Raw genomic sequence first — 26,043 nt, forward strand, 5'->3', positions numbered from 1 at the left:
TTTTTGAGTCTCTAAGGCCTTCTATACATCCACAATGATTAAAGCCTTTTGATTCTTCTGCACAAACGCCCACCTCCGAAAATTCTTATCCACTACATGTAGTGTAAGGAATGGTGATCGATTTGTACATGCTTTTATTTCTCTTCATGATGTTTTGCTTGTTTTTGCATCAACAAGACAAACCATACACTAGCAAAAATGTAATAGATACCGATGATCGAGGTACAGTTAGACAGGTCGCTCCCGTATCTCCTGTTGCACCTGTTGGACCGGTCGCTCCTGTCGCTCCTGTTGCTCCGGTTGCTCCGGTTGCTCCTGTTGCACCTGTGGCTCCCGTATCTCCTGTTGCACCTGTTGGACCGGTCGCTCCTGTCGCGCCTGTTGCTCCTGTTGCTCCCGTATCTCCTGTTGCACCTGTTGGACCGGTTGCTCCTGTCGCTCCTGTTGCTCCGGTTGCTCCTGTTGCACCTGTGGCTCCCGTTGCTCCGGTTGCACCCGTTGGACCAGTCGCTCCTGTGGCTCCTGTTGCTCCTGTGGCTCCCGTATCTCCTGTGGCTCCGGTTGCTCCGGTTGCTCCTGTTGCACCTGTGGCTCCCGTTGGTCCGGTTGCACCCGTTGGACCAGTCGCTCATGTCGCTCCTGTTGCTCCTGTTGCTCCCGTATCTCCTGTTGGACCGGTTGCTCCGGTTGCTCCTGTTGCACCTGTGGCTCCCGTATCTCCTGTTGCTCCTGTTGGACCGGTCGCTCCTGTCGCTCCTGTGGCTCCTGTCGCTCCCGTATCTCCTGTGGCTCCGGTTGCTCCGGTTGCTCCTGTTGCACCTGTGGCTCCCGTATCTCCTGTTGCTCCTGTTGGACCGGTTGCTCCGGTTGCTCCTGTAGCCCCTGTTGCTCCTGTGGCTCCTGTTGCTCCCGTATCTCCTGTTGTTCCCTCTTCTTAAAACCGTAAATTGGTTTTCAATTCGGTCTTCAGCTGAAAGGATATAATCTTTATCGGTTTGTCTCTCTCCGTTGATGTAGACTGCACCATTTGTAATATCTTCACGCGCTTGACGCTTTGATGGAGACAGCTTTGATTCAACAAGTACATCGACAAGTGTTAATTTGCTCCTGTGGCTCCCGTTAGGCCAGTCGCTCCTGTTGCTCCTGTTGGACCGGTTGCTCCGGTTGCTCCTGTGGCCCCTGTCGCTCCCGTATCTCCTGTTGCACCCGTTGGGCCAGTCGCTCCAGTCGCTCCTGTTGCTCCTGTTGGACCGGTTGCTCCGGTTGCTCCTGTGGCCCCTGTTGCTCCTGTTGCTCCCGTATCTCCTGTTGGACCGGTTGCTCCGGTTGCTCCTGTGGCCCCTGTCGCTCCCGTATCTCCTGTTGCTCCCGTTGCTCCTGTTGGACCGGTCGCTCCTGCGGCTCCCGTTGCTCCTGTGGCTCCCGTTGCTCCTGTTGCACCGGTCGCTCCTGCGCCCGTGCCTGTGGCTCCTGTTGCACCGGTCGCTCCTGTGGCTCCTCGAACCCCTCGTAATCCCCGTAACCCCCGTCGTCCTACAATTACTTTTGTTTCACAAATGATGCAGCAGTTTGATTTTGATAGTTTCTGTTTACATTTAGGGCACTTTTTATACTTATCACAACCCATCAGTTGTTCATCTCCTTTATCATTATTCATATGTTACATCTATAAATAAGTGCAAATAAGTTAAATATCCAAAGAATAAAGATAAGCGTAGAACAAACATAATTTGCTAGACTCTGACAAAAGCCTTTTGGTTGTGAAAACTTGATTGAATTTTGCGCTAAATTTGTCTATTTTTTCATGATAACTAGCAAGTCTCAATAAACTGTTCAAATCCATATAATCTATCATAAAAAAATCCCCTAGAATTCTAGAGGATTTTTGGTTACATGTTTCTCTCAAGTATGATCTTTTATTTTTCCATCAAATCACTAATCAATTGCTCTGTTGTCATGACAGTAGCAAATTCACCATGCAATGTAGCGAGTGAGAGACGATGAATCGTGCCCGGGTCATAGTATGTATCGTTTTGATCTGTTAGTCCAAAGGCAGCGGTTGCGTCTGAGATGAGATACGTGTTAAAGCCTAGATTCCCGCTCATTCTTGTTGTCGTTGACACGCAGTGAGGTGTTGTCAAACCTGTGATCACGACAGTTTCAATACGGTTCGATCTTAAATGTTCCTCTAAATTGGTGCCAATAAAGCTGCTATTTACTTTCTTTTTTATCACAGTTTCTTTATCTAGCGGCTTTACCATGTCTTTGATTTGATGACCTTCGTGCGTAGGATGAAATAAGGAGTGTGGCTGTTCAGATGTATGCTGGATATGAATCACTGTCCAGCCTTTCTCTCTCCAAAACGTCAATAGACGACTGATATTCTTCTCTGCATCAAGGTTATTTCGTTCTCCCCATTTTTCATGCTCGAACGCCTTCTGGACATCCACAATGATTAAAGCCTTTTGATTCTTCTGCACAAACGCCCACCTCCGAAAATTCTTATCCACTACATGTAGTGTAAGGAATGGTGATCGATTTGTACATGCTTTTATTTCTCTTCATGATGTTTTGCTTGTTTTTGCATCAACAAGACAAACCATACACTAGCAAAAATGTAATAGATACCGATGATCGAGGTACAGTTAGACATCACCTCTCCCATTTGAACTGATTTGACGATATTCATCCAGATGAAATAGATGATGAGAAATGAGCACGGAAAATAGAGAAAATAGCCTAAGAGATATAGCTTGAGCTTTTGCGTTTTTGCTTTCACGTTCCTCCCTCAAAACCTCTCTCATGATCTATTCGTCACACTCTCTCTAATAACATCAAAAAAGACAGCACAAGTCGCTGTCTTTTTTCATTTTTCCTTTAATTCGTATTCTGTCCTCCGCCGTTTAGCCCTTCTTTAATATAGCCATTGACTTGGCTTGAGGCTAATAGACCGATATGTCCAACTCCGTGGATGAGGACATTTCTTGCGCCTATTAAGCGAGAGAGACTGTTGACGACGATGAGATCGGCTGAGCTATAGACAGATGTGTAAAGAATTTTTTGATTTGGATCGGTGCCTGGTAATGCTCTGAGTGAAACGAGTCCGTTCGCTCCACCTAGTGTGACGACATTTTCAATTTTATCTCCGCCGTCTAGGTTCTTAATAAAGTATAACGTGTTGGCTCCGCCCATACTATGCGCCACAATATCTACTTTTTTGGCACCCGTTTTAGCTAGCACATCTTTGACATATCTAGATAGACGCGGTCCATTATTGAGGTTATTGCCTGTTTTGTCTATGAAATCAATTGCATATAATTGGTTTCGATCCCAGCCTTGCGACACCAAGTATCTTTTGATCGCCGCAAAGTTATAAGAGGCACCGCCCATTCCATGTACCATCACGACCGGATTATGCTCAGCCGCCTTGACCTCTTTCGGCTGGATGAAAACCATTGAACCAACCACCAATGCAAATGCAACAAGAATCTGTAAACTTCTTTTTATGAAAAGCTTCACTTTCATTCCCCCTTATTTATCTTGTTCGACTCTATTTTAAACAAGAAAAATATGACATAAAAGTGAACAAGGCACTGTTTGTCCAATCATTTTACAATCAATAAATAATGAAAAAGCACCTTTGACTTTTGCACCAGCCTATGCCAAAAGACTAGGCACAATCCTATCTAGCAGTCTGTTAGACATATTAGTGCATTGCCTCCTGCCATAAAAAATGCAGCCGGTTCTCGCAGCCGGCTGCACATCATTCTTACTTGTAATTCACAAGGAAGTATTTCTTTTTCCCTCTTCTTAAAACCGTAAATTGGTTTTCAATTCGGTCTTCAGCTGAAAGGATATAATCTTTATCGGTTTGTCTCTCTCCGTTGATGTAGACTGCACCATTTGTAATATCTTCACGCGCTTGACGCTTTGATGGAGACAGCTTTGATTCAACAAGTACATCGACAAGTGTTAATTCTTCTGTGCTGCTTTTCTCCATTGATGGAACATCCTTAAAGCCTACTTTGACTTCTTCAGCTGAAAGTGATTTGATCTCGCCCTTGAATAGCGCATTTGATATGTTCACAGCCTGTTCTAGTGATTTACGGCCATGTACAAGCGTTGTAACTTCCTCTGCTAAACGGCGCTGTGCTTCACGTTTTTCAGGTGCTGTTTGTACTTTTTCTTCGTAAGATGCAATCTCTTCTTTTGATAAGAACGTAAAGTATTTTAAGTATTCAACGACGTCACGGTCATCTGTGTTAATCCAGAATTGGTAGAATTCATATGGGGACGTTTTTTCTTTATCTAACCAGATTGCGCCGCCTTCTGTTTTACCAAACTTCGTGCCGTCTGCTTTTGTGACAAGCGGCATCGTGAGACCGAATGCTTTTGCGCCTTCTGCTTCAGACTTACGGATCAACTCAAGTCCAGACGTGATATTTCCCCACTGATCGCTTCCGCCGATTTGCAGCTTACAGTTTTCATTTCTGTAAAGGTTTAAGAAGTCTAAAGATTGCAGAATGACGTAGCTGAATTCTGTGTACGAAATCCCTGTTTCGATACGTGAGCTGACGATATCTTTTGCCAGCATGAAGTTCACACCGAAGTTCTTTCCAATATCACGAAGGAACGTGATGACATTCATTTGGCTGATCCAGTCGTAGTTATTCACGATGACGGCAGGGTTTTCGCCTTCTTCAAAATCAAGAAACTGAGACAGCTGGCCTTTGATTTTCTCTGACCACTGTTCCACGATTTCTGCTGGGTTTAGAGAACGTTCTGCTTTTTTGAAGCTTGGGTCTCCGATTAGTCCAGTCGCGCCGCCAACAAGTGCAATTGGGTGATGGCCTGCTTCTTGGAATCTGCGTAATGTTAAAATCGGCAATAAATGACCAATGTGCAAGCTGTCAGCTGTTGGATCGAAGCCGGAGTATAGCTTGATTTTTTCTTCTGCTAATAATTTTGTTAAACCTTCTTCATCTGTTTGCTGCTGAATTAATCCTCTGAACGATAAATCTTCCATCAATTGACTCATATCCGAAATCTCCTTTTTTTTACAATTCAACATAAAAACGCCCCTTCGAATGAACGAAGGGACGATATATATCGCGGTACCACCCTGCTTAAAAGACAAAATATTACGTCTTTTCACTTACACTGATAACGGACAGATCCGTTCTTTCACTAATCAGGCAGCCTTCATGCTCCTTTTCGTAAAAGCGGTTCGTGAGGGTAATTCGAATATCTCTTTGTACTGACTCGCACCAGCCGTCAGCTCTCTTGGACAGGGAAAGATCATTCTACTGAATCTCAGTCAAAACCTTTTCATATTCAACTAATGTCATTTTTAACATACTTTTGATATCAAGTCAACTGACGGAAAAAATTAATCTTCCATTGTCGAAAGGTCGCCAGCCGGTAAATTCAGCTCCCACGCCTTTAGCACACGTCTCATAATTTTTCCACTTCGCGTTTTTGGCAGTTTGTCTTTAAACTCGATTTCTCTTGGTGCCGCATGTGCAGCAAGTCCTTTTTTCACAAACGTACGAATCTCTTCTTTCAGTTCATCCGTCGGCTCGTATCCGCTCCTGAGAGCAATGAATGCTTTAATAATTTCACCACGCACCGGATCTGGCTTTCCAATAACACCAGCCTCTGCAATAGCCGGATGTTCTACCAGTTTACTTTCCACCTCAAATGGACCGACCCGCTCTCCTGACGTCATGATGACATCATCGACACGTCCCTGGAACCAAAAGTATCCGTCTTCGTCCATATATGCTGAATCTCCTGAAACATACCAATCTCCCGGCATAAAGTAAGATTCATATTTTTCAGGATTGTTCCAGATCGTATGCATCATGGACGGCCAGCCTTTTTTGATGGCAAGGTTGCCCATCCGGTATGGCGGAAGTTCATTTCCCGCATTATCCACAATCGCGGCTTCTACGCCTGGAATTGGTTTCCCCATCGAGCCTGGTTTGATGTCCATGCATGGATAATTACAAATCAGCTGTGCACCAGTTTCCGTCATCCACCAAGTGTCGTGAATTCGTTTGCCAAATACAGCGTCTCCCCAGCGGATCACTTCAGGATTGAGAGGCTCTCCTACACTTAAGACATGACGGAGCGAGCTGAGGTCATATTTTTGAATGAGGTCGTCCCCTGCCCCCATCAGCATTCTGAAGGCTGTCGGCGCACTGTACCAAACGGACACTCCTAGTGATTCAATGGTTTCATACCACGTATCAGGATTAAACCGACCGCCTAAAATGACATTCGTCGCCCCATTTAACCACGGTGAAAAAATACCGTACACTGTCCCTGTTACCCAGCCTGGATCAGCTGTGCACCAGTAGACGTCGTCTTCTTTCAGGTCAAGCACCCATTTACCGGTCTGATCTTGCTGCACCATCGCGCCATGGACGTGCAGCACACCTTTTGGCGTACCAGTTGACCCTGACGTGTAATGGAGCAGGAAGCCGTCTTTTTCATCCATCCATTCAATGTCAAGTTCCTTTGCTGCCTCCTCAAATGCCTCTTTATAGTGAATTGTCCGCACGTCATCGATGTCTTCCTTTTCTCCGCCGACAATGACGACTGATTCAAGCTTTGGAAGCTCTGCAAATGGAATGCGCTCAAGCAGGTCAGGCGTCGTCACAATGACTTTTGCCTCACTATTTTCTAAACGATCTTTGACGGCACCTTCCATAAATGCCTCAAATAACGGGCCAACGATCGCACCAATTTTGACAGCACCAAGCAAAAGAAAATAGAGCTCAGGTGATCTTGGCATAAAGATAAAGACACGATCCCCTTTTTGCACATGCGCCTTTTCTCTGAATAGATTTCCCGCTTTGTTTGTGTTGATTTTCATATCCCTGAACGTATACTTTTCATCCCGCTGTGAATCTTTGTAATGAAGCGCCACCTTGTTCTTACGAAACGAGTCCGCATGTCTGTCAATTGCTTCATAGGCTGCATTTATTTTTCCTGTTTCATACCAGGAGAAGTTTTTTCTCGCTTCCTCCCATGAAAATTCTTTGTATGCCTGCTCATAATCATTTAAATGATAGTCCCCTTTTACTGATGGTAGCGTTTCCACTTTCATCAAACAGTCCCCCTTTGCATACGTTTACAATGACCATTATAGTATAGATGACTTTTTTTCTCAATTTTTAAAAAACTTATTGTGAAACCGTTTTAATTTTTGCAAGATTTAAGCTAAAATAGAGACGACTCACTAGAATTTGAGGCGGTGGATACGTGGAGCATCCTAAAACTTATTATTCAAAAACAATTGAACGAGAAACAGGTTCTATCCTGATTGAAGGACCGGTACCTGCGTCAGAGCTTGCGAACTATACGTTTCATGAAGGACTAACGGCATTTCGCACGCCTGAGGAACAGAAACAAGCACTTGTTGAAATAGCAGATCTTCCAGAAGGGCGTATTATCATTACAAGAGTGGATGAGCTTGTCGTAGGCTATGTCACGTATTTGTATCCTGATCCGCTTGAGCGCTGGTCAGAAGGCAATATGGACAATTTAATTGAGCTTGGCGCCATTGAAGTCGCTCCTCCATTTAGAGGATGCTCGCTCGGCAAGCATTTACTTGATGTGAGCATGATGGATGAGCAAATGGAGAACTACATCATTATTACAACTGAATATTACTGGCATTGGGATTTAAAGGGGACAAAGAAAAACGTTTGGGAGTACCGCAAAATGATGGAGAAAATGATGAACGCAGGTGGTCTTGTTTGGTTTGCAACAGACGAGCCTGAGATCAGCTCACATCCAGCCAATTGTTTAATGGCGAGAATCGGAAAAAACGTGAGTCCTGATTCGATCGAGCGTTTTGATCGCCTTCGTTTCCATCAACGCTTTATGTATTAACGTTCAATTCGTTTTTTTTGGCAAAGGGGATTGGTAAACAATGATGATTGAACAAATTATGGAGCGTGATGTGATCACGCTGCGAAAAACCGATACGATCGAAGAAGCCATTCATAAAATGAGTGCACATCACATTCGGCATATTCCCATCGTATCTGATCAAGATTCTGTCATTGGGATGGTGACAGATCGGGATATTAAAAATGCCAGTCCAAGTATTTTCGAAACAGAAAAAAGGCAGCTTTTTATTCAGCGGCCAGTAGAAGAGATCATGGTGTTAGAGACGATTACCGCCCATCCGCTTGATTTCGTTGAGGAGATTTCAAGTGTCTTTTTTGAGCATGGAATTGGCTGCCTTCCAATAGTGAGACGCGGTAAGCTTGTAGGCATTATCACGAAGACAGATTTACTTCGTACGTTTGTCAGACTGACAGGTGCAGATCAGCCTGGGTCACACTTAGAGGTTGAAGTGGAGCAGATGACAGAAGGGCTTGCAGACATTACGGCTATTTTAAAGGAGCAGCATATTCAAATGCTGAGTGTGCTTGTGTACCCGCATGCAAATGAAGCCTCTAAGGTGCTCGTATTCCGCCTTCAAACCATTCATGCAGATCATGTGACGAAGCTGATTCGTGCAAAAGGCTACAAGGTGATCTGGCCTATGGAGCAGACGGTTAAATGAAGGAAGCGACCTTTGTTTTTTCACCATCTTTTCAAACGTACCAGTTTCATCAAGATCATCCCTTCAATCAGCTTCGTGTCTACTTAACATATGATCTTCTTCAAAAAATGAAGGCGTTAACGGATGATGAGATCGTCGCACCGCGTATGGCTACGCTGGAGGAATTAAAGCTCGTCCATACGATAGATTATATTCAAGCTGTGCAGCGGGCAAGTGAAGGAAAGCTGTCTACAGCAGAAGGTGAACGTTATGGCCTTGGCACTGAGGATACACCGATGTTTGCAGGGATGCATGAGGCGGCTTCTCTTCTTGTTGGCGGAACATTAACAGCGGTTGATCAAGTGATGATGGGCCATTCGCAGCATGCACTCAACCTTGGCGGCGGGCTTCACCACGGATTTAAAGGACGTGCATCTGGCTTTTGTATTTATAATGACAGCTCTGTAGCCATTCAATATATTCAAAAGACATATGGCGCAAGGATTTTATATATTGATACGGATGCTCATCACGGAGATGGTGTACAGTTTAGCTTCTATGACGATCCAGAGGTATGTACTGTCTCCATTCATGAAACGGGGCGCTACTTGTTCCCTGGAACTGGACAAGTACAGGAAAGAGGACATGATAAAGGCTATGGCTATGCGTATAATATTCCGCTCGATGCATTTACAGAAGACGAATCGTTCCTCGAAGCATACCGAACAGCAGTGACTGAGATTGCTGCTTTTTTTAAACCAGACGTGATTTTGACGCAAAATGGGGCGGATGCACACTACTATGATCCGTTAACCCATTTATCCGCCACCATGAAAATATATGAGGAAATTCCTAGACTTGCCCATGAGCTTGCGCATCAATATTGTGACGGCAAATGGATCGCTGTTGGCGGAGGTGGATATGATATTTGGCGCGTTGTCCCAAGAGCGTGGAGCCGCATTTGGCTTGAGATGAAAGGCATCACACCGCCAGCTGACCTTCCTCAGGACTGGATTCGGGCATGGAATAAGCAATCGCCTGTCACCCTCCCATCCACATGGTTCGACCCTGACGATTTATATCCACCGATCCCAAGAAAAGCAGAAATCACAGAAAAAAATGCACAAACAGTTGAAAAAGCACTCATGCCTGTTAGAAGAGAAAAGAAAAATGCACAAAAAAAGACCTGATGATGGTCTTTTTTGTTTATGAACAACATGAGACGGCCTGTTCAACAGCATCTTCTGGAATATAAAGGACTCCCTCTCTCACTCGGTAAGGGATCTCATGCTGCTCTAGCAACTTGATTGTGCCACTACCACCCAATACCTCACCGTACTCAATATATTCTCCGTTAAATGGCTTTTGACATGAAGTGAGACAGGATATCATGATCAAACAAGTGTAGCTAACAACAAAAGGTTTCAACAAAGCACCTCCATATAAAGGAAGCAGGCATTCACTGATGACGTGAGCCTGCTTTCTTTTTATCCTATGATTTTGTTGATTGTCTTTCTTCAATTCGGTGTGGCAGTTCCACAATTTGATCGTCCACTTGTTCTTTGTTCATTAGCTTTGTCAGCAGTCTCATAGCAACAGCGCCAATATCATATGTCGGCTGAACAACCGTTGTCAGCTGAGGACGTACCATGAGGGAAAGTCTTGTGTTATCAAAGCCAATGACCTCTAAGTCTTCAGGAATTGATACACCTCTGTCCTGTGCGCCGTGAATGACACCTAGAGCCATCTCGTCTGTTGCTGCAATGACAGCCGTCGGCTTGTCTGATTGCTCAAGCAGATTGGCAAGGGCTTCAATTCCTGAGTCATAGGAGTAATCACCTTCAGCAACGAGAACATCATCAAAAGCAATGCCCGCTTCTTCTAGTGCACGCTTATAACCAGCAAGCTTTCTCACAGAGTTAATTGGTTCTGACATTGGACCAGATACGAACGCAATTCGTTTATGGCCTTTTTCAATTAATAATTGGACTGAATCATAAATGGCCTGCTCATAGTTAATGTTCACAGATGGTGTTTGTGCCTGCTCTTCAACTGATGCTGCAAGTACAATTGGTACAGGAGAGCGCTTAAATTCTTCGACAAGTACATCTGTGATGTTGCCGCCCATAAAGACAATCCCATCCACTTGTTTGCCTAGCATCGTATTTAACAAGTGCAGCTCTTTATCTGTATTTTGATCTGAGTTGCTCAAAATGATGTTGTACTTGTACATCGTAGCGATATCTTCAATCCCGCGTGCAAGCTCTGAATAGAAGATACTAGAAATATCAGGGATGATAACCCCAACCGTCGTTGTTTTTTTACTTGCAAGGCCTCGTGCCACTGCGTTTGGACGGTAGCCAAGACGATCAATCGCTTCAAGCACCTTTTTTCTTGTTGTTGGTTTTACGTTCGGATTTCCATTCACCACGCGTGATACCGTTGCCATACTTACATTTGCTTCTCTTGCTACATCATATATTGTAACATTATTCACATAAATCACTCCTTCAAATACACTTCATATCTATAGCATTCACCAATTAGGTAGAGACATATCAGATACGAGGAAAAATAATATCCTATTTGTCATTAAAACGATGAAAAGAGACACATAATTTTTCAATCTACATCAAAATGACATTCTTTTATGAAATTATACACGTTTTTTCTTCATATGAAAACGTTCCCTTTCTTTTTATAACTAAATTAAACAAACTTTAATGAGCTTGTTACCTGTAAATTGAATCATATTTCATCAAAAGTCATCGTGAACGTCAGTTATGACAATGATCTTAGCAGATTCTGTTGAATTTTAAAAATGAAAACATTGTGAACAAGCCTCTTTTAAGCTTGCAATGTGTTCCCTACCTTTCATTCCCAATTCTATTGTGTTTTTTCCATAAAAAAAGCCGCCGGGCTGTTATCCGGCGGCTTTTCTGCCTATTGTGTTATGCGTGAATGTTTACAAGTGGTCTTAAGGCCTCTAACCATTTTTCGAATTGAGGAATGTCCATTTGCTGCGCTGAATCAGATAACGCAACAGATGGGTCTGGATGCACTTCTGCCATAACACCGTCCGCTCCAATGGCAAGAGCTGCTTTAGCTGTTGGAAGAAGAAGATCTCTACGTCCAGTTGAGTGCGTCACATCAACGAATACTGGTAAATGAGTCTCTTGTTTTAAGATTGGCACAGCAGAGATATCTAATGTGTTTCTTGTCGCTGTTTCGTATGTGCGGATCCCGCGCTCGCAAAGGATGATTTGGTCATTTCCTTGTGCGATGATGTATTCAGCTGCATTGATGAATTCGGAAATGGTCGCTGCTAGACCGCGTTTTAAAAGAACTGGTTTCTTCACAGATCCGGCTTCTTTTAAGAGCTCGAAGTTTTGCATGTTACGTGCACCAATTTGAATCACATCAATATGCTCGATCGCTTCTTCAATATGAGCAGGGTTTACGATTTCACTAATGACAGCAAGACCGTATTCATCAGCTACACGCTTTAGAATCTTTAGACCGTCTACGCCAAGTCCTTGGAAGTCGTAAGGACTTGTGCGAGGCTTAAATGCCCCACCACGAAGAAGTTTAATCCCTTGCTGTTTCGCTGCTGCTGCTACTTCTGCTACTTGCTCGTAGCTTTCAACGGCACATGGTCCAACGATGAAACGCTGTTTTCCATCACCGATTGCTTCTCCATTGATATTCACGATTGTATTTTCAGGTTTTTTCTTACGAGAAACTAGAAGTGCTTTGCTGTGGTCATCTTCTTGAAGCTCTAGACCTGCTTTGAAAATTTCTTTGAAAATATGTTGAACCGTTGAATTTTCAAATGGGCCATCATTTTCTTCAAGAATTTGGTTTAGCATTGTGCGCTCTCTGACAGGATCATAACGGTTGACACCTTGCGCTTCTTTTGCCTTACCAATTTCTTTTACAATGTTTCCTCTTTCATTGATCAGTTTTAAGATTTGAAGATTTAGTTCATCTGCTTGCTGTCTCAATTGTTCTAGTTCATTGTTGCTCATTTTTGTCATCCTTCCTCTGCCTGCTCTCGCTTTTTATTTTTTCATTCTCTCAGGATAGGGTTTATTATAAACAAAGATTTCGGAATTGTCACGAAAAAATTCTTTATTACCCAAACGCTTTTAAGTGATAAAGTATTATGTGTAAGATTATAGCATACTTTTGGTTCGAGTAAACCTTTTTTTATAAAAAAAAACGCCAGCAGTTGCTGACGCTTTTTCTACATATTATGTTCAAGCGCTTCTTTTGTAATGCTTGAGTGAGATGCATGCCATTTTACTTTTCCACCGCTAAAGACGAATGCCTGGGGACTTTCGTGCTTTACTTCCGACTTTTCAGCCACATAGGATGAAAGCTCTCTTGTGTTTTGAATTTGCAAGAAATAAGTAGGCACGTCTTTATGTGCAGACGCAAATGCTTCAAACTCTTGAAAAGCAGCTTGGCTGATTGGACATGTCAAACTGTGCTTAAAAAAGACAAAGGTTCCGTCTTGATTCATTAGTTGATCAAACTGTTCTTCTGTTTCGATGAGTTGCTTTGACATGATGTGCTCCTTCCTAACTTAAGCAGCGATTTAGCCTTTAGTAGATTGTTCTACTTTTTCTTTGACATCTTTGATGCCGTCTTCAATTTCTGATTTTGCTTCTTGTGCTCTTACTTTTGCTTCGTCTGCTACATCTGAAGCTTCGCTCGCAAGATCAGCTGCAGCATCTTCTACTTCACTTTTCACTTGATTAGCTTTTCCAGCTGCACGCTCTTTTATGTCTTTCACTTTGTCTAAAATCTGGTTTGACTGCTCTGCCACCAGCTGAGACAATTCAGACGTCTTATCTTTCGCAATCGTCACATATTCAGTGCCCTTTTCCTTTGCATCTGTTGTGAGTCGATCTGTTTTGTCTTTTAAAGCATTCGCTTGGTTGTTCAAATCATCGCGAAGCTCTTTCCCTGACTTCGGTGCTAAGAATAATGCTGTTGTTGCACCAACTATGCCACCAATAAGTGTTCCGATCAAAAAGTCTTTGCTATTGATTCCGTCTTTGCTCATGATTATTCCTCCTATGCGAAAATGGTTTATTTTTGGTGTTTACGTTGTTTCCATTTTTTATAAATTTCAAGTGCTGCATTACTCCAGCTTACAACATCCGTGACTTTTTCTTGGTTTCTTTCAACGGAAGAAGAAACTGCTCCAGCTGCCTGCTTTATGCTTGTATTAAATTGGTTGATCGAGCCTCCAATTCCCTGCACCGCATCCACAACTGTGTTGAGTTTTGCCGATTTGTCTTGAATATCTTCAGCAAGCTGATTCGTCTTATGTAGCAACTGTGCTGTCTCTGTGGTGATACCTTGCATCTGTCCTTCAAGACCTTCTAAAGTTGATGCGACATTCTTTAATGTCAGCTGTAAGGATTTTAATGTTTTAGACAAATAGATGACAAGAATGAGGAAAGCAATTGCGATTAGTGCAACGCTTAGATATAGAATAATAATCATCTGATACCTCCTTTGTTGCGGGCATATTCAATTCAATACCCTCTCGTTGTATCATTCAAACATCGCTAGAATGACCGATTGATTAATAATTCTACACTTATTGGCTAATTCCTGTCCACAGCGAATGAAAAAAAGCAGCAGTTCTTGACACATTTAGCCCCTTTGTCACATTTTATTCAACATAAAAAAGTGCCGATTGAAAACGGCACTTTTACGATCATTTACATTTATACAGCAACTTTCTCATAAGCACGTAAATATTTTTGAATGTCTCCGGCTCCCATAAAGATCAAAATTGCATCCTCGTGCGCTTTCAACACAGATGTCTCTTCTTCATCAATCAACTGGGCTTGCGGAATTTTTCCGCGTAAATCTTCGATGCTTAATTTTCCAATGTTTTCACGAGCTGAACCAAAGATATCACAAAGATACACATAATCAGCTTTCTTGAGACTATCAGCGAATTCAGTTAAGAATTGCTGTGTCCGTGTGAAGGTATGCGGCTGGAAAACAGCGACAATATCACGGTCTGGATATTTTTGACGTGCCGCTTCAATGGTGACCTCAATTTCAGTTGGGTGATGTGCATAATCGTCAATTAAGACTTGTTCACCTACTACTTTTTCATTAAAGCGTCGTTTCACACCGCCAAATGTTGTTAATGCACCTTTGATCAAATCGACATCAATGGCTTCATAATGACATAAAGCAATCACTGCTAACGAGTTGAGGACATTATGATTTCCATATGCAGGAATGTAGAAGGTATCATAAAACGTATTGCGTACAAATACATCAAATGTGGTGCCTTCCGTATTTTTCACAACATTACGAGCTTGGAAATCATTTTCTTCATTGAATCCGTAGTACACAACAGGTACTTTCGCTTGAATCTTGAGCAGATGCTCATCGTCTCCGCAAGCGATAATGGCTTTTTTCACTTGAAGCGCCATGTTTTGAAACGCATCAAACACGTCATCAATGTCCGAGAAATAATCAGGGTGATCAAAATCAATATTGGTCATGATCGCATAGTCTGGATGATAGCTGAGGAAATGTCTGCGGTATTCGCATGCTTCAAATACAAAATACTCGCTGTTTTCTTTCCCCATTCCAGATCCATCACCGATTAAGTACGAAGTTGGCTTTGCTGATTGCATCACATGAGCAAGCAGTCCTGTTGTAGATGTTTTACCATGAGCACCAGTAATCGCAACGTTTGTGAATGAATCCATGTATTCTCCAAGGAATTTATGGTAACGAATCACAGGAATCCCTTCAGAAAGAGCACGTTCAATCTCAGGGTGTGTATCAGGAAATGCATTTCCTGCAATGACCGTCATCCCCGGCTGAATATTATCTGGGTCAAATGGAAGAATTTTAATGTTTCGTTCTTCTAATGCTTTTTGTGTAAAGATATGCTTTTCGATATCCGATCCTTGGACAGTATACCCAGTATCATGAAGAATTTGGGCCAGTGGACTCATACCTGTCCCTTTTATTCCAACAAAATGATAAACAGTCATAATTGTACCTCCAACAAACGTCTATCTGACTTACAGTATATGACGCTCATTTCAATTTGCAACTTGTGATTTTCGTCTCTAGCAGATCACAGATCGCAGCTCCAAATAAAGATTTTTTCCGATCTTCCTATTCTAATCAATATTAACTATGATTAGTATCCGACAACTTTCCCATTTCTAACACCTGTTTCAGCTCATTTTACATAAAAAGCGTTCAGACAGGCACGCAAAAAGTGTCCAATTACAAAATTGCACCTATGTGCTATCATACCATGTTTATCAAAAAAATGAAGTGGTTTGTTTAGATCAATTGTTCTAGATCACTGAGTGTCATGAGGACTTCTCTTGGCTTACTGCCTTTCGCCCCAGAGATCATGCCTTCACGTTCCATCATGTCGATCAATCTGGCTGCACGATTGTAGCCAATTCTAAATCTTCTTTGCAGGCTGGATGTACTTGCACTATTTTGCTCGATTGCAAATCGGCAGGCATCCATAAACAATTCGTCTTCGTCTGTAATCGCAGAGCCTTGAAGCATTAATTCCTCCTGTTCGAAAAGAAACACAGGCTTGCGTTGTTTCCTCACATGTGCCACCACTTGATCGATCTCGCGGTCTGATACAAAGTTCCCTTGCAGCCTTGTCGGCTTGCCGGAGCCATTTTCTAAGAAGAGCATGTCTCCTTTTCCGAGAAGCTTTTCTGCACCTGCCATGTCAATAATGGTTCTAGAATCTACCTGGCTTGAAACAGAGAAAGCAATTCTTGTTGGGATATTGGCTTTAATGAGACCTGTGATGACATCAACGGATGGTCTTTGAGTCGCAATCAGTAAATGAATACCACACGCTCTTGCTTTTTGTGCAATCCGGCAAATGCTTTCTTCGACTTCATTTGGTGCGACCATCATTAAATCAGCCAGCTCATCGATGACAACGACGAGATACGGAAGTTTTTCACCCATTTGTTTTTCTTTCACAAGTTCATTGAATCGTTTAATTTCTCTCACACCAGAGTGAGCAAACAGTTCATAGCGTCTTTCCATTTCATCGACTACCCATTTCAGGGCAGCTGTCGCTGTCTTGGCATCAGTAATAACAGGACTCACGAGATGTGGAATGTGATTATACGGCGCTAATTCAACCATTTTAGGGTCGATTAAGAGCATTTTCACTTCATCTGGTGAGGCTTTAAACATCAAGCTTACTAAAATGGTATTAATGCAGACACTTTTTCCCGAACCTGTTGCTCCAGCAATTAAGCCGTGCGGCATTTTTTGCAAATCAACCACGACGGGCTGACCTGAGATATCTAATCCGAGCGCTGCCGTTAAAGGAGATGGATTGTCTCTAAATGCACTGCTTCTGATCATTTCTCTTAAGAACACCATTTTACTGTGCAGGTTCGGCACTTCGATTCCGATCGTGTTCTTTCCTGGGATCGGTGCTTCGATTCGAATATCCTTTGCGGACAAACTGAGTTTAATATCATCTGACAGGTTCGTGATTTTGTTCACTTTGACGCCTGGTTCAGGATGTACTTCAAATCTTGTGACAGAAGGGCCCTGCGTGACATGGACTACATTTGCTCTTACATTGAAATTTTTAAGCGTTGCATTGAGCAGCTCTGCCCGCTCTTTCACCCATGCCCCGTCCTCTTCTTTTTGAGCCGGAGGTACATCTAGAAGGGCTAAGCTTGGAAAAACATATCCTTGTGCATCAGACGTTTTCTTCTGTCCTTGCACGCGCTGGTCACTTTTTAACATCATGACGTTAAAAGGAACCGTTGAGGTTTGACCGCTTGAACGCTTTGGCTGCGGAGTTGTCTGTTTTGGTTCTTGTCGCTTCACTTCAAGCGTTTGTTCCCGCTGCTCTTTCTGATCCATGAAGGTTTCTGCTGACTCAGAGACAGTCCGTTCATCTGTTACTGATTCTGCTGGCATGACTTGCTCATCTACGATTTCAGGCTCTTCCGTAGATTGATCGTCTTGTAGGTCATGTTTGATCACTGGCTCAGCTTCTGCTTCTTCAAATTCTGCTGCTAGCACGTCTGCTTGTCTTTCTTCTATGGAATCAGTCTCTGCTTCTTCCCTGGCTTCTGGTGTGATGGCTTCTGTCACCGCCACTTCTTCTACTTGGCTATCTATTTCCATTTCAATTGCTGGTTGTGAGTCTTCAGCTGTTTCGAATGTCAATGTTTCTATTTCCTCAGCATGGTCTTCAAGCTGATCGGTCGGCTCGTCTTTTCTTTCTTCTTGATCGCCTGAGACGACCTGTTCCGGCTCAGGCTCTACCGGCTCGTCTTGGTATGTTGAGGCTTGCTGCTTATGTAAAACAGCTTCGTGATGGTCTTCTGGCTGTGAAAAGGCTTGATCCCTTTCCTCTGCTTGGATAAAAGATTCGTCATTTAAGCGCTCCATCGTCGACTGAACGTGATCCTGATAGGCGAGTTCCTCTTGCAATGTAAGAGGCGTCGCACCTGTTTGCATATCCGCTGTCTCTTCTGCAGGAGCTGAAGCAGCTTCTGCCATGCGATTTTCTTTCCTTATAGACGGGATGTTCATTTGCTGTCTCACATTCCGTTCACGCTCTGCCTCTTCTGATAACAAAGTAACACGCTGTGCTGTTTCTTCTGTGGCCTTCATTTGAACAGAGGGTGCTTCTTCTTTGCCTTCTTTTCGTTTTGGACGCATATCCTGATGATAGCCATAGATCGGCGAAGGGATTTGCTCTGTTTTGAATGGTTTTTTATTTATATCAGGCTGCAACGTTTGTTTTGGCTGATAGGTCGTCTGCTTTGCCTTTGGCTGACTGGGTCTCGTGTGCCTCTGCTTCACGCCGTCACGAGCGGGTTCATCTGGAACAAGAGGAAAGCGGAAGTTGCCTTTCGGATATTCATAATAGACTTTCGTATCTTCCATTTTTTTATATTCTTTATGCTGTTCAAAAGCTGCCTGCTTTGGCGCAGCCGGACCTTCATGCGGTCTCTCAGCTTCTTCTTTCTTTTCATCTCCTAAAAACACACTAAAAAATTTATCTATCCAACTCATCGTTTATCACTCACTTTAACTCCCCTTACGTTTTCTTGGGCGATTTTTAGTATACCACTGCTTTTTCATGCAGAAAAGCGAGAAAAGTGCCGCTTTTGCTGTTCAGGCTGTATGTAGATGAAAAAAAGTCACTAAGTACGTACTTAGTGACTTTTCGTATAACACATTCTTCGCTCATCAGTGCCCGTTTATGGGAGGTTAAGCTTCAAAGGGTTCGCCAGCCTGGTGGCTTCCTTCTAGAACAAGGATCCCTTTTTCAGCAGGCGCATCCGGAAGATCTAATTCTTTTGCTGAACAAATCATTCCGCTTGATGGCACACCTCTTAGTTCAGCATCTTTGATGATCAAACCGCTTGGCATCACTGCACCGACCTTGGCAACAACGACATATTGACCTTGATCGACGTTTGGTGCACCGCACACGATTTGTAATGTTTCTTCGCCAACATCTACTTGGCAAATGTTTAATTTATCTGCATTAGGATGCTTTTCCTTTTCCTTCACATAGCCGACAACAAATTTTGGTGATAGATCGACAGTCAACGTTTCACTGACACCATTGCGGTTTAAAATTTCATTGATATCTTGAACAAGCGTTTCAGAAAGCGGTACAGATCCGTTTTCTTCAATTTTCATGTAAGTGGATGCGTTGAAGATATTAAAGCCTGTTGTTTCTTTTGTCTCTTGATTGAAGATTCTTACGACATCTCCAAACGTTTCATGACCTACTTCTTCTCTTGTCACATCTTTCAATGAAATAAGAAGTGTGTCGCCTACACCTTCTGCATTATAAAAAGCATTCATTCTTCAAAATTCCCTTCTACTACTGTTTTGGTCTGCTTTTCGCAAGAATAAAGATTGGTTCGAGCTTGCCCTCATCATATAAAAATGACAATGCAGTAATTGGAACCGTCCCGCTAGCGAAGAAGCTCATCGACATTTGCCCTAAAATATCGTAGCCTGAATCATTGCGAATATCTGCAATGATGAATACATCTTGATGGGGAACAGATATGGCCATCTGCCCCTCTATTTTTTGCGCGTATTCTTGTAAAATCGATTCATTTAAAAGTCTGCTTGCATCATATCCGTCGTTCGCACGGAAGAAATAAAAACGATTGCCTGCGACTTCATCCATTTTCACCACGGTTTCAAGTGAGCGGACGTTAAAGCTTGCGGTTTCCCTGATTCGCTCTTTTGTCCAATTTTCCTTTTGAAGCATCTTTTCATCAATTAATCTGTAGGTACTTCCAAGGTCAAGCGCATAGTAGATTCTTGTTTCAGCTGTATGCTCATCAAAAACAAGCGGAATCTCGTCACTTGATGTCTCAGGAAAGGAAGTTGAACGAATAACCGGATAGATTTGCTTTTCTTTACCAGATATGTGCTGCGCTTCGCCTTTCATCGCGCTTAGCGCCTCTTTCACATAGTAAACGATCTCATCCAGTGTTTCATCAGGCTTTACTTCCCACTTCGCAATAATTGGTGGAAGCTCAAGCGTGATGCCCTTACCTGTTTGTTTATCTTCGATACGTAGCGTATCTTTTTCCCGGTCAAACTGGTGTGACCAGCTGTCACTCGTCAGACGGCTTTTCAATTGATTGGCAAGCTGTCTTGATGTCATTTTTGCCATAGTTAAGACTCTCCTTTCGTTATTTAGAAAGAGAATCTGTTAAAAATGCTTCAATCTCTTCCTTTGTCTTACGATCTTTGCTGACAAATCGGTTGATCTCTTGTCCGTTTTTAAAGACTAAAAAGCTTGGAATGCCGTAAATTTCCCACTCTGCACAAGTGTCAATGAACTGATCTCTATCGACATAGAAGTATTCAAATTCTGGGTAGTTTGCTTCAAGCTCTGGTAAGAATGGTTCAATAAATGTACAGTCAGGGCACCAGTCAGCTGAGAATAGTAATACCGTTAAGTCTTGTTGAATTACTTTTTGTAATTCTTCGTTTGATTCAATTTTTTTCATGTTTCATTCCTCCAGTTTGTATGGTTAAATCTCCGAATTGTATATAGCCTTTCTTTCTCATCCATTCTGATACTACCAAACTAATCACTGCCGGACCAACAATATGCAAGAGAGCAATCGCGAGTAGTACGGATGGATGAAACCCCATGACTGTCAGCGTCATCAGTTGTCCAACAAGACCGCTCGTGCCCATACCTGCTCCTGCCGCATTATTGACCATCCCAAAGCCAATAATACCAATTGGCGCAAGAATAAGGCCCGCAATCGTCGGCGGAATAAGGATGAGGGGGTTTTTCACAATATTCGGCAGCTGCAGTTTTGACGTCCCAATGCCGACAGCCGCAAGACCGCCAAAGCGATTTTCTCTAAAGCCTGCAGCGGCAAAGCCAACCATTTGAGCGCAGCAGCCGATCGTTGCAGCACCCGCCGCTGTCCCGCTTAAATCAAGCATCAGCGCAAGCGCAGCACTAGAGATCGGTGAGCTGAGGGCAAGTCCAACAATGGTCGCCACTAGCATACCCATGATCAGCGGACTTTGGTCTGTTCCCCACATGATGAGCCTGCCTAGACCTGTCATCATACCTTCAATCCCAGGCCCGATCAAAGCGGCGGTGAAAAAGCCCGTCATAATGGTGACAAGCGGCGTTAGGATAATATCAATTCTTGTCTCTCCACTAACAAGTTTAGCTAATTCTACACCAATTAATGCTGCCACAAAGCTTCCAGCAGGTCCTCCAAGCTCTGCTCCTGCGGCACCTGAGACCACACTTGCAAAAATGATCAGAGGAGATGCATTTAAGCGATACGCAACCGCTACGCCGATCGCTGGTCCCATAAGCCCCATGGCGAGTGTTCCCATTTTGATAATGAGTGGAAGTGATAACAGGCCGCCTGCTGTTTTTAAGATAAGCCCTACCACTAATGTTGCAAATAGACCTAAAGCCATATAAGAGAGTGCATCAATGAAATACACCTTTGGCGAAAGGGAAATACCCTTTCTTTTCAAATAAGTCATCAACGTCGTCTTCCCGCTTTCTCATAGGAAAGACGAAGAGGCCTGTCCTTCCCATTATATGTAGTATTCTTACGATGAAAAATAGTCTCTACCATGAATATCATAATCATATTTTTTTTGCTTTATCAAGCACTTCTTGTGTAACATGAAAAGAAACAGGGCAAACCTTTACTAAGTTTGTGCACAAGGAGGAGATCGTTATGCAATTAATCGTCTATTTAGCTGGAGAAATTCATAGCCAGTGGCGTGATGAAATCAAGGAGAAAAGCCAATCTTTGAAGTTACCTGTGACATTTGTTGGTCCAATGGAGAATCATGACCGCTCGGACAACATTGGTGAAGACATTTTAGGCGAGCAACCAAATGCCATTTTAAAAGACGATGCTGCTTCTGATTTGAACAATTTCCGCACCGAGATTTTATTGAATAAAGCAGATGTTGTCATTGCACGCTTCGGAGAGAAATATAAACAGTGGAACACTGCAATGGATGCATCTTCTGCCATCGCCAAAGGAAAACCTCTTATTTTGATCCGTCCAAAGGAACTACACCATCCATTAAAGGAACTATCAAACAAAGCAAATATCACTGTGGAAACAGTGAATCAAGCGATCAAGGCGTTATCTTACGTGTTTGAACAGCAATAAGAAAGAAGGCTGCCTTCATTGAAGAGGCAGCCTTTACACTGTTGACAAAGGGCTAAAATGACCTTTATTGAGCATCGGCACGCAGGACTGACAAAGAATGCTAGGGTTTGTCTACACGCTGAAGGCTGCCCTCATTGAAGAGGCAGCCTTTACACTGTTGACAAAGGGCTAAACTGACCTTTCTTTTAGCCCTTTGTCTCCTTTTCAGCGTGATAGAAAACCTGTGCAGTCTAGGAAGGACGAGTACCGGAGCGGAGCGAATTTGACATTCTTGAGCATCGGCACGCAGGACTGACAAAGAATGCGAGGGTTTGTCTACACGCTGAAGGCTGCCCTCATTGAAGAGGCAGCCTTTTCTATGACGTTTACACCTGTTGATAAATAGAATCCACCGTGCTTTGATCACAGCTTTTAACAAGACGAACAATTAGCTCTTTTGCCGCAGCGTAATCATCCACATGTAAGACAGAATGACTTGTATGAATATAGCGCGCACAAACGCCAATAACTGCAGACGGCACACCTTTATTCGAAATATGAACACGTCCAGCATCAGTACCACCTGGTGATACGAAGTATTGGTATGGAATGTTATTTGTTTCAGCCGTATCGAGCACAAAGTCTCTCATGCCACGGTGCGTAATCATCGTTCGATCAAAAATACGAAGAAGTGCACCTTTTCCAAGCTGGCCGAATTGTGTTTTGTCACCCGTTACATCATTTGCAGGACTCGCATCTAAAGCAAAGAATAGGTCCGGCTGAATCATATTGGCTGCTACTTCTGCACCTCTAAGCCCTACTTCTTCCTGAACTGTTGCACCTGAATACAGCTGACATGAAAGGGTTTCGTCTTTTAATTCTTTTAATAATTCAATTGCAAGTCCGCAGCCATAGCGGTTATCCCAAGCCTTTGCTAAGATCTTTTTTGGATTCGCCATTGGGGTAAAGACCGTTGCAGGGACGATTTGCTGTCCTGGGCGAATGCCAAGCTCTTTTGCCTCTTCTTCGCTATCTGCACCAATATCAATCAGCATATCTGACGGCTTCACAGGTTTGCTTTTTTGTTCTGGTGTCAGAAGGTGAGGAGGTGTACTAGACACGACACCAGGAATTGGCCCATGATCGGTATGAACATCCACACGCTGAGCCAGCATGACTTGACTCCACCAGCCACCAAGTGTTTGAAAACGAATCATCCCGTTTTTCGTAATCGATGATACCATGAAGCCCACTTCATCCATATGACCAGCCACCATGATGTTTGGTGCCTTTTCTGGACCCTTACGTACGCCAAACACTCCGCCAAGACGATCCTGAATGAGTTCATCGGAATATTTCTCAAGTTCCTTTTTCATAAAAGCACGCACATGGTGCTCATTACCTGGAGTTCCTTGTAATTCTGTTAAATTTCGGAAAAGCGACAATGTTTCTTCGTTCATTCTACGATTTACCTCGTTTCTATGTAATGACCATATATATTCCTATAAAAATAACACTCACTTTATACTATAAGAATTCTTTCGGTTTTCCAAGTATCTGTCCAGAAATTTTGAATATGCTCTCAAGTATTCGGATTTCTTAACATCAATGGACAAGTTTTGTATAATGGAAAAAACAGCAATACGGAGGTGCAGCACGTTGAAGTTAAAACATGTTCTGATTGGTGCGAGTATTGGCGTAGCCGCTGCAATGATTGCAAAGAAAGTATTTTTCCCTACGTATATCTCGTCTGAAAAAGCGTTAAAAATTGTGAAATCTGCTTTTAAACAGCGCGGTCCGATCGATGGCTCTTGGATCTATACGGTACCAGAGCCGTATACCGTAAATGGTGAAACGGTTGATGTGTACAAATCTGGCATTACACGCTCTGCCTTTGGCGAGCTTGAACAGTACGAAGTCATGATTGATGCAAAAACAGGCATGATCGTTGATGTCATTGATTCTGTTGCTTGATAAAGAAAGCTTCGCAAAGGCGTGTCCTTGCGAAGCTTCTTTTTTATTTTATATGGCTTTGATTTTTTTGTATACAGGGTGCCACATGGCGTCTTGCACAGTCTGTATGAGATCATCTGGCGATTCTTCGGCAATCCCTTCGTCAATCGCCGCTTGCGCCACACGGACAGCCACTGTGGCTGAAACCGTTCGAAGCTGATCGACACTTGGCAGCATCGCCGCACCAGGTTTTCCGACATTGACCATGCTGGCAATGGCTTCAGCACTCGCAACAAACATGCTATTTGTCATCAGACGGGCTTTAGACACAATCGTTCCAAGACCAAGACCTGGAAAAACAAGGGCATTATTTGCCTGCCCAATTTCATATGTGACCCCATTGTATTCCACGGGATCAAATGGACTTCCCGTTGTCACAAGCGCACGTCCTTCTGTCCACTCGATCAGATCCTCCGGCTTTGCTTCTGAAAGAGGTGTCGGATTAGACATCGGTAAAATCGCTGGGCGCTCGACGTGTGACGCCATTTCTTTCACAATTTCCTCTGTAAATGCCCCTCCTACTGTCGAGGTACCAATTAAAATGGTTGGTTTTGCCTGCTTGACGACCTCTAACAAATCAATGGAATGCTTTGGACCATTACGGGCATAATCCTTTACTTCGTCAGAACGTCTTGCATACGGCTTTTGGAATGGCTGAATGTCGGCCGAATCATCTGTCAGTAATCCCGTTTTATCAATACACCAGAAATGATCATAAGATTCCTCTTCTTTGACACCGTCTCTTACGATGGCATCACGGATTTGCTCTGCTATGCCAATACCTGCCGTACCCGCTCCAAAGATGACAATTCGATGATCCTTCAGCGGGACCTTCGATGCTTTTACACATGCCAAAACCGCAGCAAGCGAAACTGCTCCAGTTCCTTGAATATCATCATTAAATGTACAAATACGGTCCTTATATTTTTCTAAAATGGCGCGGGCATTCTTTGTACCAAAGTCTTCCCAGTGAAGGAGCGCATTTGGAAAGGTGGCACGGGCAAGCTCTACATATTGATCAATGAACTGATCGTAGCGTTCGCCTCGAACGCGAGAGTGCTGATTTCCGACATAAAGCGGATCATTCAAGAGACTTTCTTGATTCGTCCCGGCATCAAGCACTACTGCCAGCACGCGGCTTGGGTCAATACCTGCTGCCGCTGTATAGACAGCCAATTTCCCAACTGAAATCGCTATTCCGCCAACGCCCCAGTCTCCGATGCCTAAAATGCCCTCTGCATCCGTGGCCACGATTAAATCAATCGATTCATCTACACCGTAGGAAGCGAAAATCTCTTCCATGCCTTCTAGGTCATCAATGGATAAATAAAGTCCTCTGGGCTTTCTATACTCATGGCTATAACGCTGAATGGCCGTTCCTACGGTCGGGGTGTATACGATCGGAAGCATTTCAGCCAAATGTTCATTTAATAATTTATAAAAGAGCACTTCGTTTCTGTCATGAAGAGATGTTAAATAGACATTTTTCCCAAGCTCATCTGGCTGTGCTTTGAACTGCTCATATGCACGCTTTGCTTGGTCTTCTAACGTTAAAACCTTAGGCGGGAGAAATCCCTTTAAACCAAGCTCTTCCCGTTCTTCCTTTGTAAATGCAACGCCTTTGTTTAGATAAGGGACAGACATGACTTCCATCCCTCTTAATGGTGTCTCGATGACATCACCCTGTACACGATAAAATTGGTTCACCTGCACTCTTCCTTTCACAAGTTCATTTTGTCGTTATTTTGTGTGAAAGGCGAAAAA

At 43.3% G+C, this 26,043-nt stretch carries 26 protein-coding genes, 1 pseudogene and 1 other annotated feature; of the genes and pseudogenes, 6 read left to right on the plus strand and 21 right to left on the minus strand.

The annotated features are described in order from the left end of the window. Positions 1-158 precede the first annotated feature (158 nt). The gene (locus tag BA70_RS20590) at positions 159-938 is read left to right on the plus strand and encodes a hypothetical protein (RefSeq protein WP_239646665.1); all 780 of its coding nucleotides are present in this window, start codon (positions 159-161) and stop codon (positions 936-938) included. Here BA70_RS20590 and BA70_RS19990 read toward each other — a convergent pair. From BA70_RS19990 to acsA, 7 genes and pseudogenes are all read right to left on the minus strand, one after another. After that, positions 912-1,103 (minus strand): annotated as a pseudogene (locus BA70_RS19990) (S4 domain-containing protein); the annotation flags it as partial. The gene BA70_RS20590 and the pseudogene BA70_RS19990 overlap by 27 nt on opposite strands. Next, positions 1,097-1,627: a hypothetical protein gene (locus BA70_RS19995; RefSeq protein ID WP_051691144.1), complete on the minus strand. Its 531-nt coding sequence runs from the start codon at positions 1,625-1,627 to the stop codon at positions 1,097-1,099. The pseudogene BA70_RS19990 and the gene BA70_RS19995, both read right to left, overlap by 7 nt. Before the next feature lie 289 nt (positions 1,628-1,916). Continuing rightward, a complete protein-coding gene (locus BA70_RS11825; protein WP_034322404.1) occupies positions 1,917-2,480 on the minus strand; it encodes a cysteine hydrolase family protein in 564 nt (187 codons plus the stop codon). A 71-nt stretch (positions 2,481-2,551) separates the two neighbouring features. Then, positions 2,552-2,779 (minus strand): hypothetical protein, encoded by a 228-nt coding sequence (locus BA70_RS11830; protein ID WP_034322406.1) that lies wholly within the window; start codon positions 2,777-2,779, stop codon positions 2,552-2,554. 98 nt (positions 2,780-2,877) lie between these two features. Beyond that, a complete protein-coding gene (locus BA70_RS11835; RefSeq protein WP_239646667.1) occupies positions 2,878-3,456 on the minus strand; it encodes an esterase/lipase family protein in 579 nt (192 codons plus the stop codon). Positions 3,457-3,769: 313 nt separating this feature from the next. After that, on the minus strand, positions 3,770-5,038 hold the full coding sequence (tyrS, locus tag BA70_RS11840) for a tyrosine--tRNA ligase (protein ID WP_034322410.1): 1,269 nt from the start codon (positions 5,036-5,038) through the stop codon (positions 3,770-3,772). A 54-nt stretch (positions 5,039-5,092) separates the two neighbouring features. Then, positions 5,093-5,330 (minus strand) — a binding site (T-box leader). A 59-nt stretch (positions 5,331-5,389) separates the two neighbouring features. Beyond that, positions 5,390-7,114: an acetate--CoA ligase gene (acsA, locus tag BA70_RS11845; protein WP_034322413.1), complete on the minus strand. Its 1,725-nt coding sequence runs from the start codon at positions 7,112-7,114 to the stop codon at positions 5,390-5,392. 155 nt (positions 7,115-7,269) lie between these two features. On the opposite strand from acsA, the gene BA70_RS11850 reads away from it, so the two are divergent. The 3 genes from BA70_RS11850 to BA70_RS11860 are packed head-to-tail and all read left to right on the plus strand — an operon-like array spanning position 7,270 to position 9,753. Beyond that, positions 7,270-7,902, plus strand: a complete 633-nt coding sequence (locus BA70_RS11850; RefSeq protein ID WP_034322415.1) for a GNAT family N-acetyltransferase — start codon at positions 7,270-7,272, stop codon at positions 7,900-7,902. 40 nt (positions 7,903-7,942) lie between these two features. Then, a complete protein-coding gene (locus tag BA70_RS11855; protein ID WP_034322418.1) occupies positions 7,943-8,584 on the plus strand; it encodes a CBS and ACT domain-containing protein in 642 nt (213 codons plus the stop codon). Beyond that, positions 8,581-9,753, plus strand: coding sequence for an acetoin utilization protein AcuC (locus BA70_RS11860; protein ID WP_034322421.1), 1,173 nt, complete (start codon positions 8,581-8,583; stop codon positions 9,751-9,753). The genes BA70_RS11855 and BA70_RS11860 overlap by 4 nt, the downstream gene beginning before the upstream one ends. Before the next feature lie 16 nt (positions 9,754-9,769). Here BA70_RS11860 and BA70_RS11865 read toward each other — a convergent pair whose 3' ends face one another. The 12 genes from BA70_RS11865 to BA70_RS11920 all read right to left on the minus strand — a co-directional run bounded on the left by BA70_RS11865 (position 9,770) and on the right by BA70_RS11920 (position 21,640). Continuing rightward, positions 9,770-9,991 (minus strand): hypothetical protein, encoded by a 222-nt coding sequence (locus tag BA70_RS11865; RefSeq protein WP_051691145.1) that lies wholly within the window; start codon positions 9,989-9,991, stop codon positions 9,770-9,772. Between the two features lie 64 nt (positions 9,992-10,055). Further along, positions 10,056-11,060 (minus strand): catabolite control protein A, encoded by a 1,005-nt coding sequence (gene ccpA, locus BA70_RS11870; protein ID WP_034322424.1) that lies wholly within the window; start codon positions 11,058-11,060, stop codon positions 10,056-10,058. A gap of 454 nt (positions 11,061-11,514) precedes the next feature. After that, positions 11,515-12,591, minus strand: a complete 1,077-nt coding sequence (locus BA70_RS11875; RefSeq protein WP_034322634.1) for a bifunctional 3-deoxy-7-phosphoheptulonate synthase/chorismate mutase — start codon at positions 12,589-12,591, stop codon at positions 11,515-11,517. A gap of 218 nt (positions 12,592-12,809) precedes the next feature. Next, entirely contained in the window at positions 12,810-13,133 is a 324-nt protein-coding gene (gene ytxJ, locus BA70_RS11880; protein WP_034322426.1) for a bacillithiol system redox-active protein YtxJ, read from the minus strand. Between the two features lie 30 nt (positions 13,134-13,163). Beyond that, positions 13,164-13,634, minus strand: coding sequence for a YtxH domain-containing protein (locus BA70_RS11885; protein WP_034322429.1), 471 nt, complete (start codon positions 13,632-13,634; stop codon positions 13,164-13,166). A 26-nt stretch (positions 13,635-13,660) separates the two neighbouring features. Continuing rightward, entirely contained in the window at positions 13,661-14,080 is a 420-nt protein-coding gene (locus BA70_RS11890) for a DUF948 domain-containing protein (protein ID WP_024424855.1), read from the minus strand. Positions 14,081-14,307: 227 nt separating this feature from the next. Next, a complete protein-coding gene (gene murC, locus BA70_RS11895) occupies positions 14,308-15,606 on the minus strand; it encodes a UDP-N-acetylmuramate--L-alanine ligase (protein WP_034322432.1) in 1,299 nt (432 codons plus the stop codon). A 301-nt stretch (positions 15,607-15,907) separates the two neighbouring features. Beyond that, the gene (locus tag BA70_RS11900; RefSeq protein WP_034322435.1) at positions 15,908-18,652 is read right to left on the minus strand and encodes a DNA translocase FtsK; all 2,745 of its coding nucleotides are present in this window, start codon (positions 18,650-18,652) and stop codon (positions 15,908-15,910) included. A gap of 198 nt (positions 18,653-18,850) precedes the next feature. Continuing rightward, positions 18,851-19,456, minus strand: coding sequence for a YtpR family tRNA-binding protein (gene ytpR, locus BA70_RS11905; RefSeq protein WP_034322440.1), 606 nt, complete (start codon positions 19,454-19,456; stop codon positions 18,851-18,853). 19 nt (positions 19,457-19,475) lie between these two features. Continuing rightward, positions 19,476-20,285 (minus strand): DUF1444 domain-containing protein, encoded by an 810-nt coding sequence (locus tag BA70_RS11910; RefSeq protein WP_034322443.1) that lies wholly within the window; start codon positions 20,283-20,285, stop codon positions 19,476-19,478. 19 nt (positions 20,286-20,304) lie between these two features. Then, complete coding sequence (locus tag BA70_RS11915; RefSeq protein WP_034322446.1) at positions 20,305-20,625, minus strand: thioredoxin family protein; 321 nt, start codon at positions 20,623-20,625, stop codon at positions 20,305-20,307. Beyond that, a complete protein-coding gene (locus BA70_RS11920; protein WP_034322449.1) occupies positions 20,612-21,640 on the minus strand; it encodes a PTS sugar transporter subunit IIC in 1,029 nt (342 codons plus the stop codon). Before BA70_RS11920 ends, BA70_RS11915 begins: the two co-directional genes overlap by 14 nt. 200 nt (positions 21,641-21,840) lie before the next feature. Between BA70_RS11920 and BA70_RS11925 the strand changes: the two genes are divergently transcribed. Next, complete coding sequence (locus tag BA70_RS11925; protein WP_034322451.1) at positions 21,841-22,287, plus strand: YtoQ family protein; 447 nt, start codon at positions 21,841-21,843, stop codon at positions 22,285-22,287. 365 nt (positions 22,288-22,652) lie between these two features. Here BA70_RS11925 and BA70_RS11930 read toward each other — a convergent pair whose 3' ends face one another. Then, positions 22,653-23,726, minus strand: a complete 1,074-nt coding sequence (locus BA70_RS11930) for a M42 family metallopeptidase (RefSeq protein ID WP_034322452.1) — start codon at positions 23,724-23,726, stop codon at positions 22,653-22,655. 199 nt (positions 23,727-23,925) lie between these two features. Between BA70_RS11930 and BA70_RS11935 the strand changes: the two genes are divergently transcribed. Further along, the gene (locus BA70_RS11935; RefSeq protein ID WP_034322455.1) at positions 23,926-24,240 is read left to right on the plus strand and encodes a PepSY domain-containing protein; all 315 of its coding nucleotides are present in this window, start codon (positions 23,926-23,928) and stop codon (positions 24,238-24,240) included. Between the two features lie 48 nt (positions 24,241-24,288). Here BA70_RS11935 and BA70_RS11940 read toward each other — a convergent pair whose 3' ends face one another. Then, positions 24,289-25,986 (minus strand): NAD-dependent malic enzyme, encoded by a 1,698-nt coding sequence (locus tag BA70_RS11940; RefSeq protein ID WP_034322458.1) that lies wholly within the window; start codon positions 25,984-25,986, stop codon positions 24,289-24,291. Positions 25,987-26,043 lie beyond the last annotated feature (57 nt).

It is taken from the genome of Bacillus zhangzhouensis (genome assembly GCF_000715205.1).
Lineage (GTDB): Bacteria > Bacillota > Bacilli > Bacillales > Bacillaceae > Bacillus > Bacillus zhangzhouensis.

Coding starts and splice junctions, on each gene's coding strand:
- ytxJ (WP_034322426.1), bottom strand. CDS start 13,133: ATGTCAAAGCAACTCATCGAAACAGAAGAACAGTTTGATCAACTAATG.
- ytpR (WP_034322440.1), bottom strand. CDS start 19,456: ATGAATGCTTTTTATAATGCAGAAGGTGTAGGCGACACACTTCTTATT.
- BA70_RS11860 (WP_034322421.1), top strand. CDS start 8,581: ATGAAGGAAGCGACCTTTGTTTTTTCACCATCTTTTCAAACGTACCAG.
- BA70_RS11855 (WP_034322418.1), top strand. CDS start 7,943: ATGATGATTGAACAAATTATGGAGCGTGATGTGATCACGCTGCGAAAA.
- BA70_RS11925 (WP_034322451.1), top strand. CDS start 21,841: ATGCAATTAATCGTCTATTTAGCTGGAGAAATTCATAGCCAGTGGCGT.
- BA70_RS11835 (WP_239646667.1), bottom strand. CDS start 3,456: ATGGTTTTCATCCAGCCGAAAGAGGTCAAGGCGGCTGAGCATAATCCG.
- BA70_RS11875 (WP_034322634.1), bottom strand. CDS start 12,591: ATGAGCAACAATGAACTAGAACAATTGAGACAGCAAGCAGATGAACTA.
- BA70_RS11930 (WP_034322452.1), bottom strand. CDS start 23,726: ATGAACGAAGAAACATTGTCGCTTTTCCGAAATTTAACAGAATTACAA.
- BA70_RS19995 (WP_051691144.1), bottom strand. CDS start 1,627: ATGGGTTGTGATAAGTATAAAAAGTGCCCTAAATGTAAACAGAAACTA.
- tyrS (WP_034322410.1), bottom strand. CDS start 5,038: ATGAGTCAATTGATGGAAGATTTATCGTTCAGAGGATTAATTCAGCAG.
- acsA (WP_034322413.1), bottom strand. CDS start 7,114: ATGAAAGTGGAAACGCTACCATCAGTAAAAGGGGACTATCATTTAAAT.
- BA70_RS11910 (WP_034322443.1), bottom strand. CDS start 20,285: ATGGCAAAAATGACATCAAGACAGCTTGCCAATCAATTGAAAAGCCGT.
- BA70_RS11890 (WP_024424855.1), bottom strand. CDS start 14,080: ATGATTATTATTCTATATCTAAGCGTTGCACTAATCGCAATTGCTTTC.
- murC (WP_034322432.1), bottom strand. CDS start 15,606: ATGACTGTTTATCATTTTGTTGGAATAAAAGGGACAGGTATGAGTCCA.
- BA70_RS11885 (WP_034322429.1), bottom strand. CDS start 13,634: ATGAGCAAAGACGGAATCAATAGCAAAGACTTTTTGATCGGAACACTT.
- BA70_RS11915 (WP_034322446.1), bottom strand. CDS start 20,625: ATGAAAAAAATTGAATCAAACGAAGAATTACAAAAAGTAATTCAACAA.
- BA70_RS11920 (WP_034322449.1), bottom strand. CDS start 21,640: ATGACTTATTTGAAAAGAAAGGGTATTTCCCTTTCGCCAAAGGTGTAT.
- BA70_RS11900 (WP_034322435.1), bottom strand. CDS start 18,652: ATGAGTTGGATAGATAAATTTTTTAGTGTGTTTTTAGGAGATGAAAAG.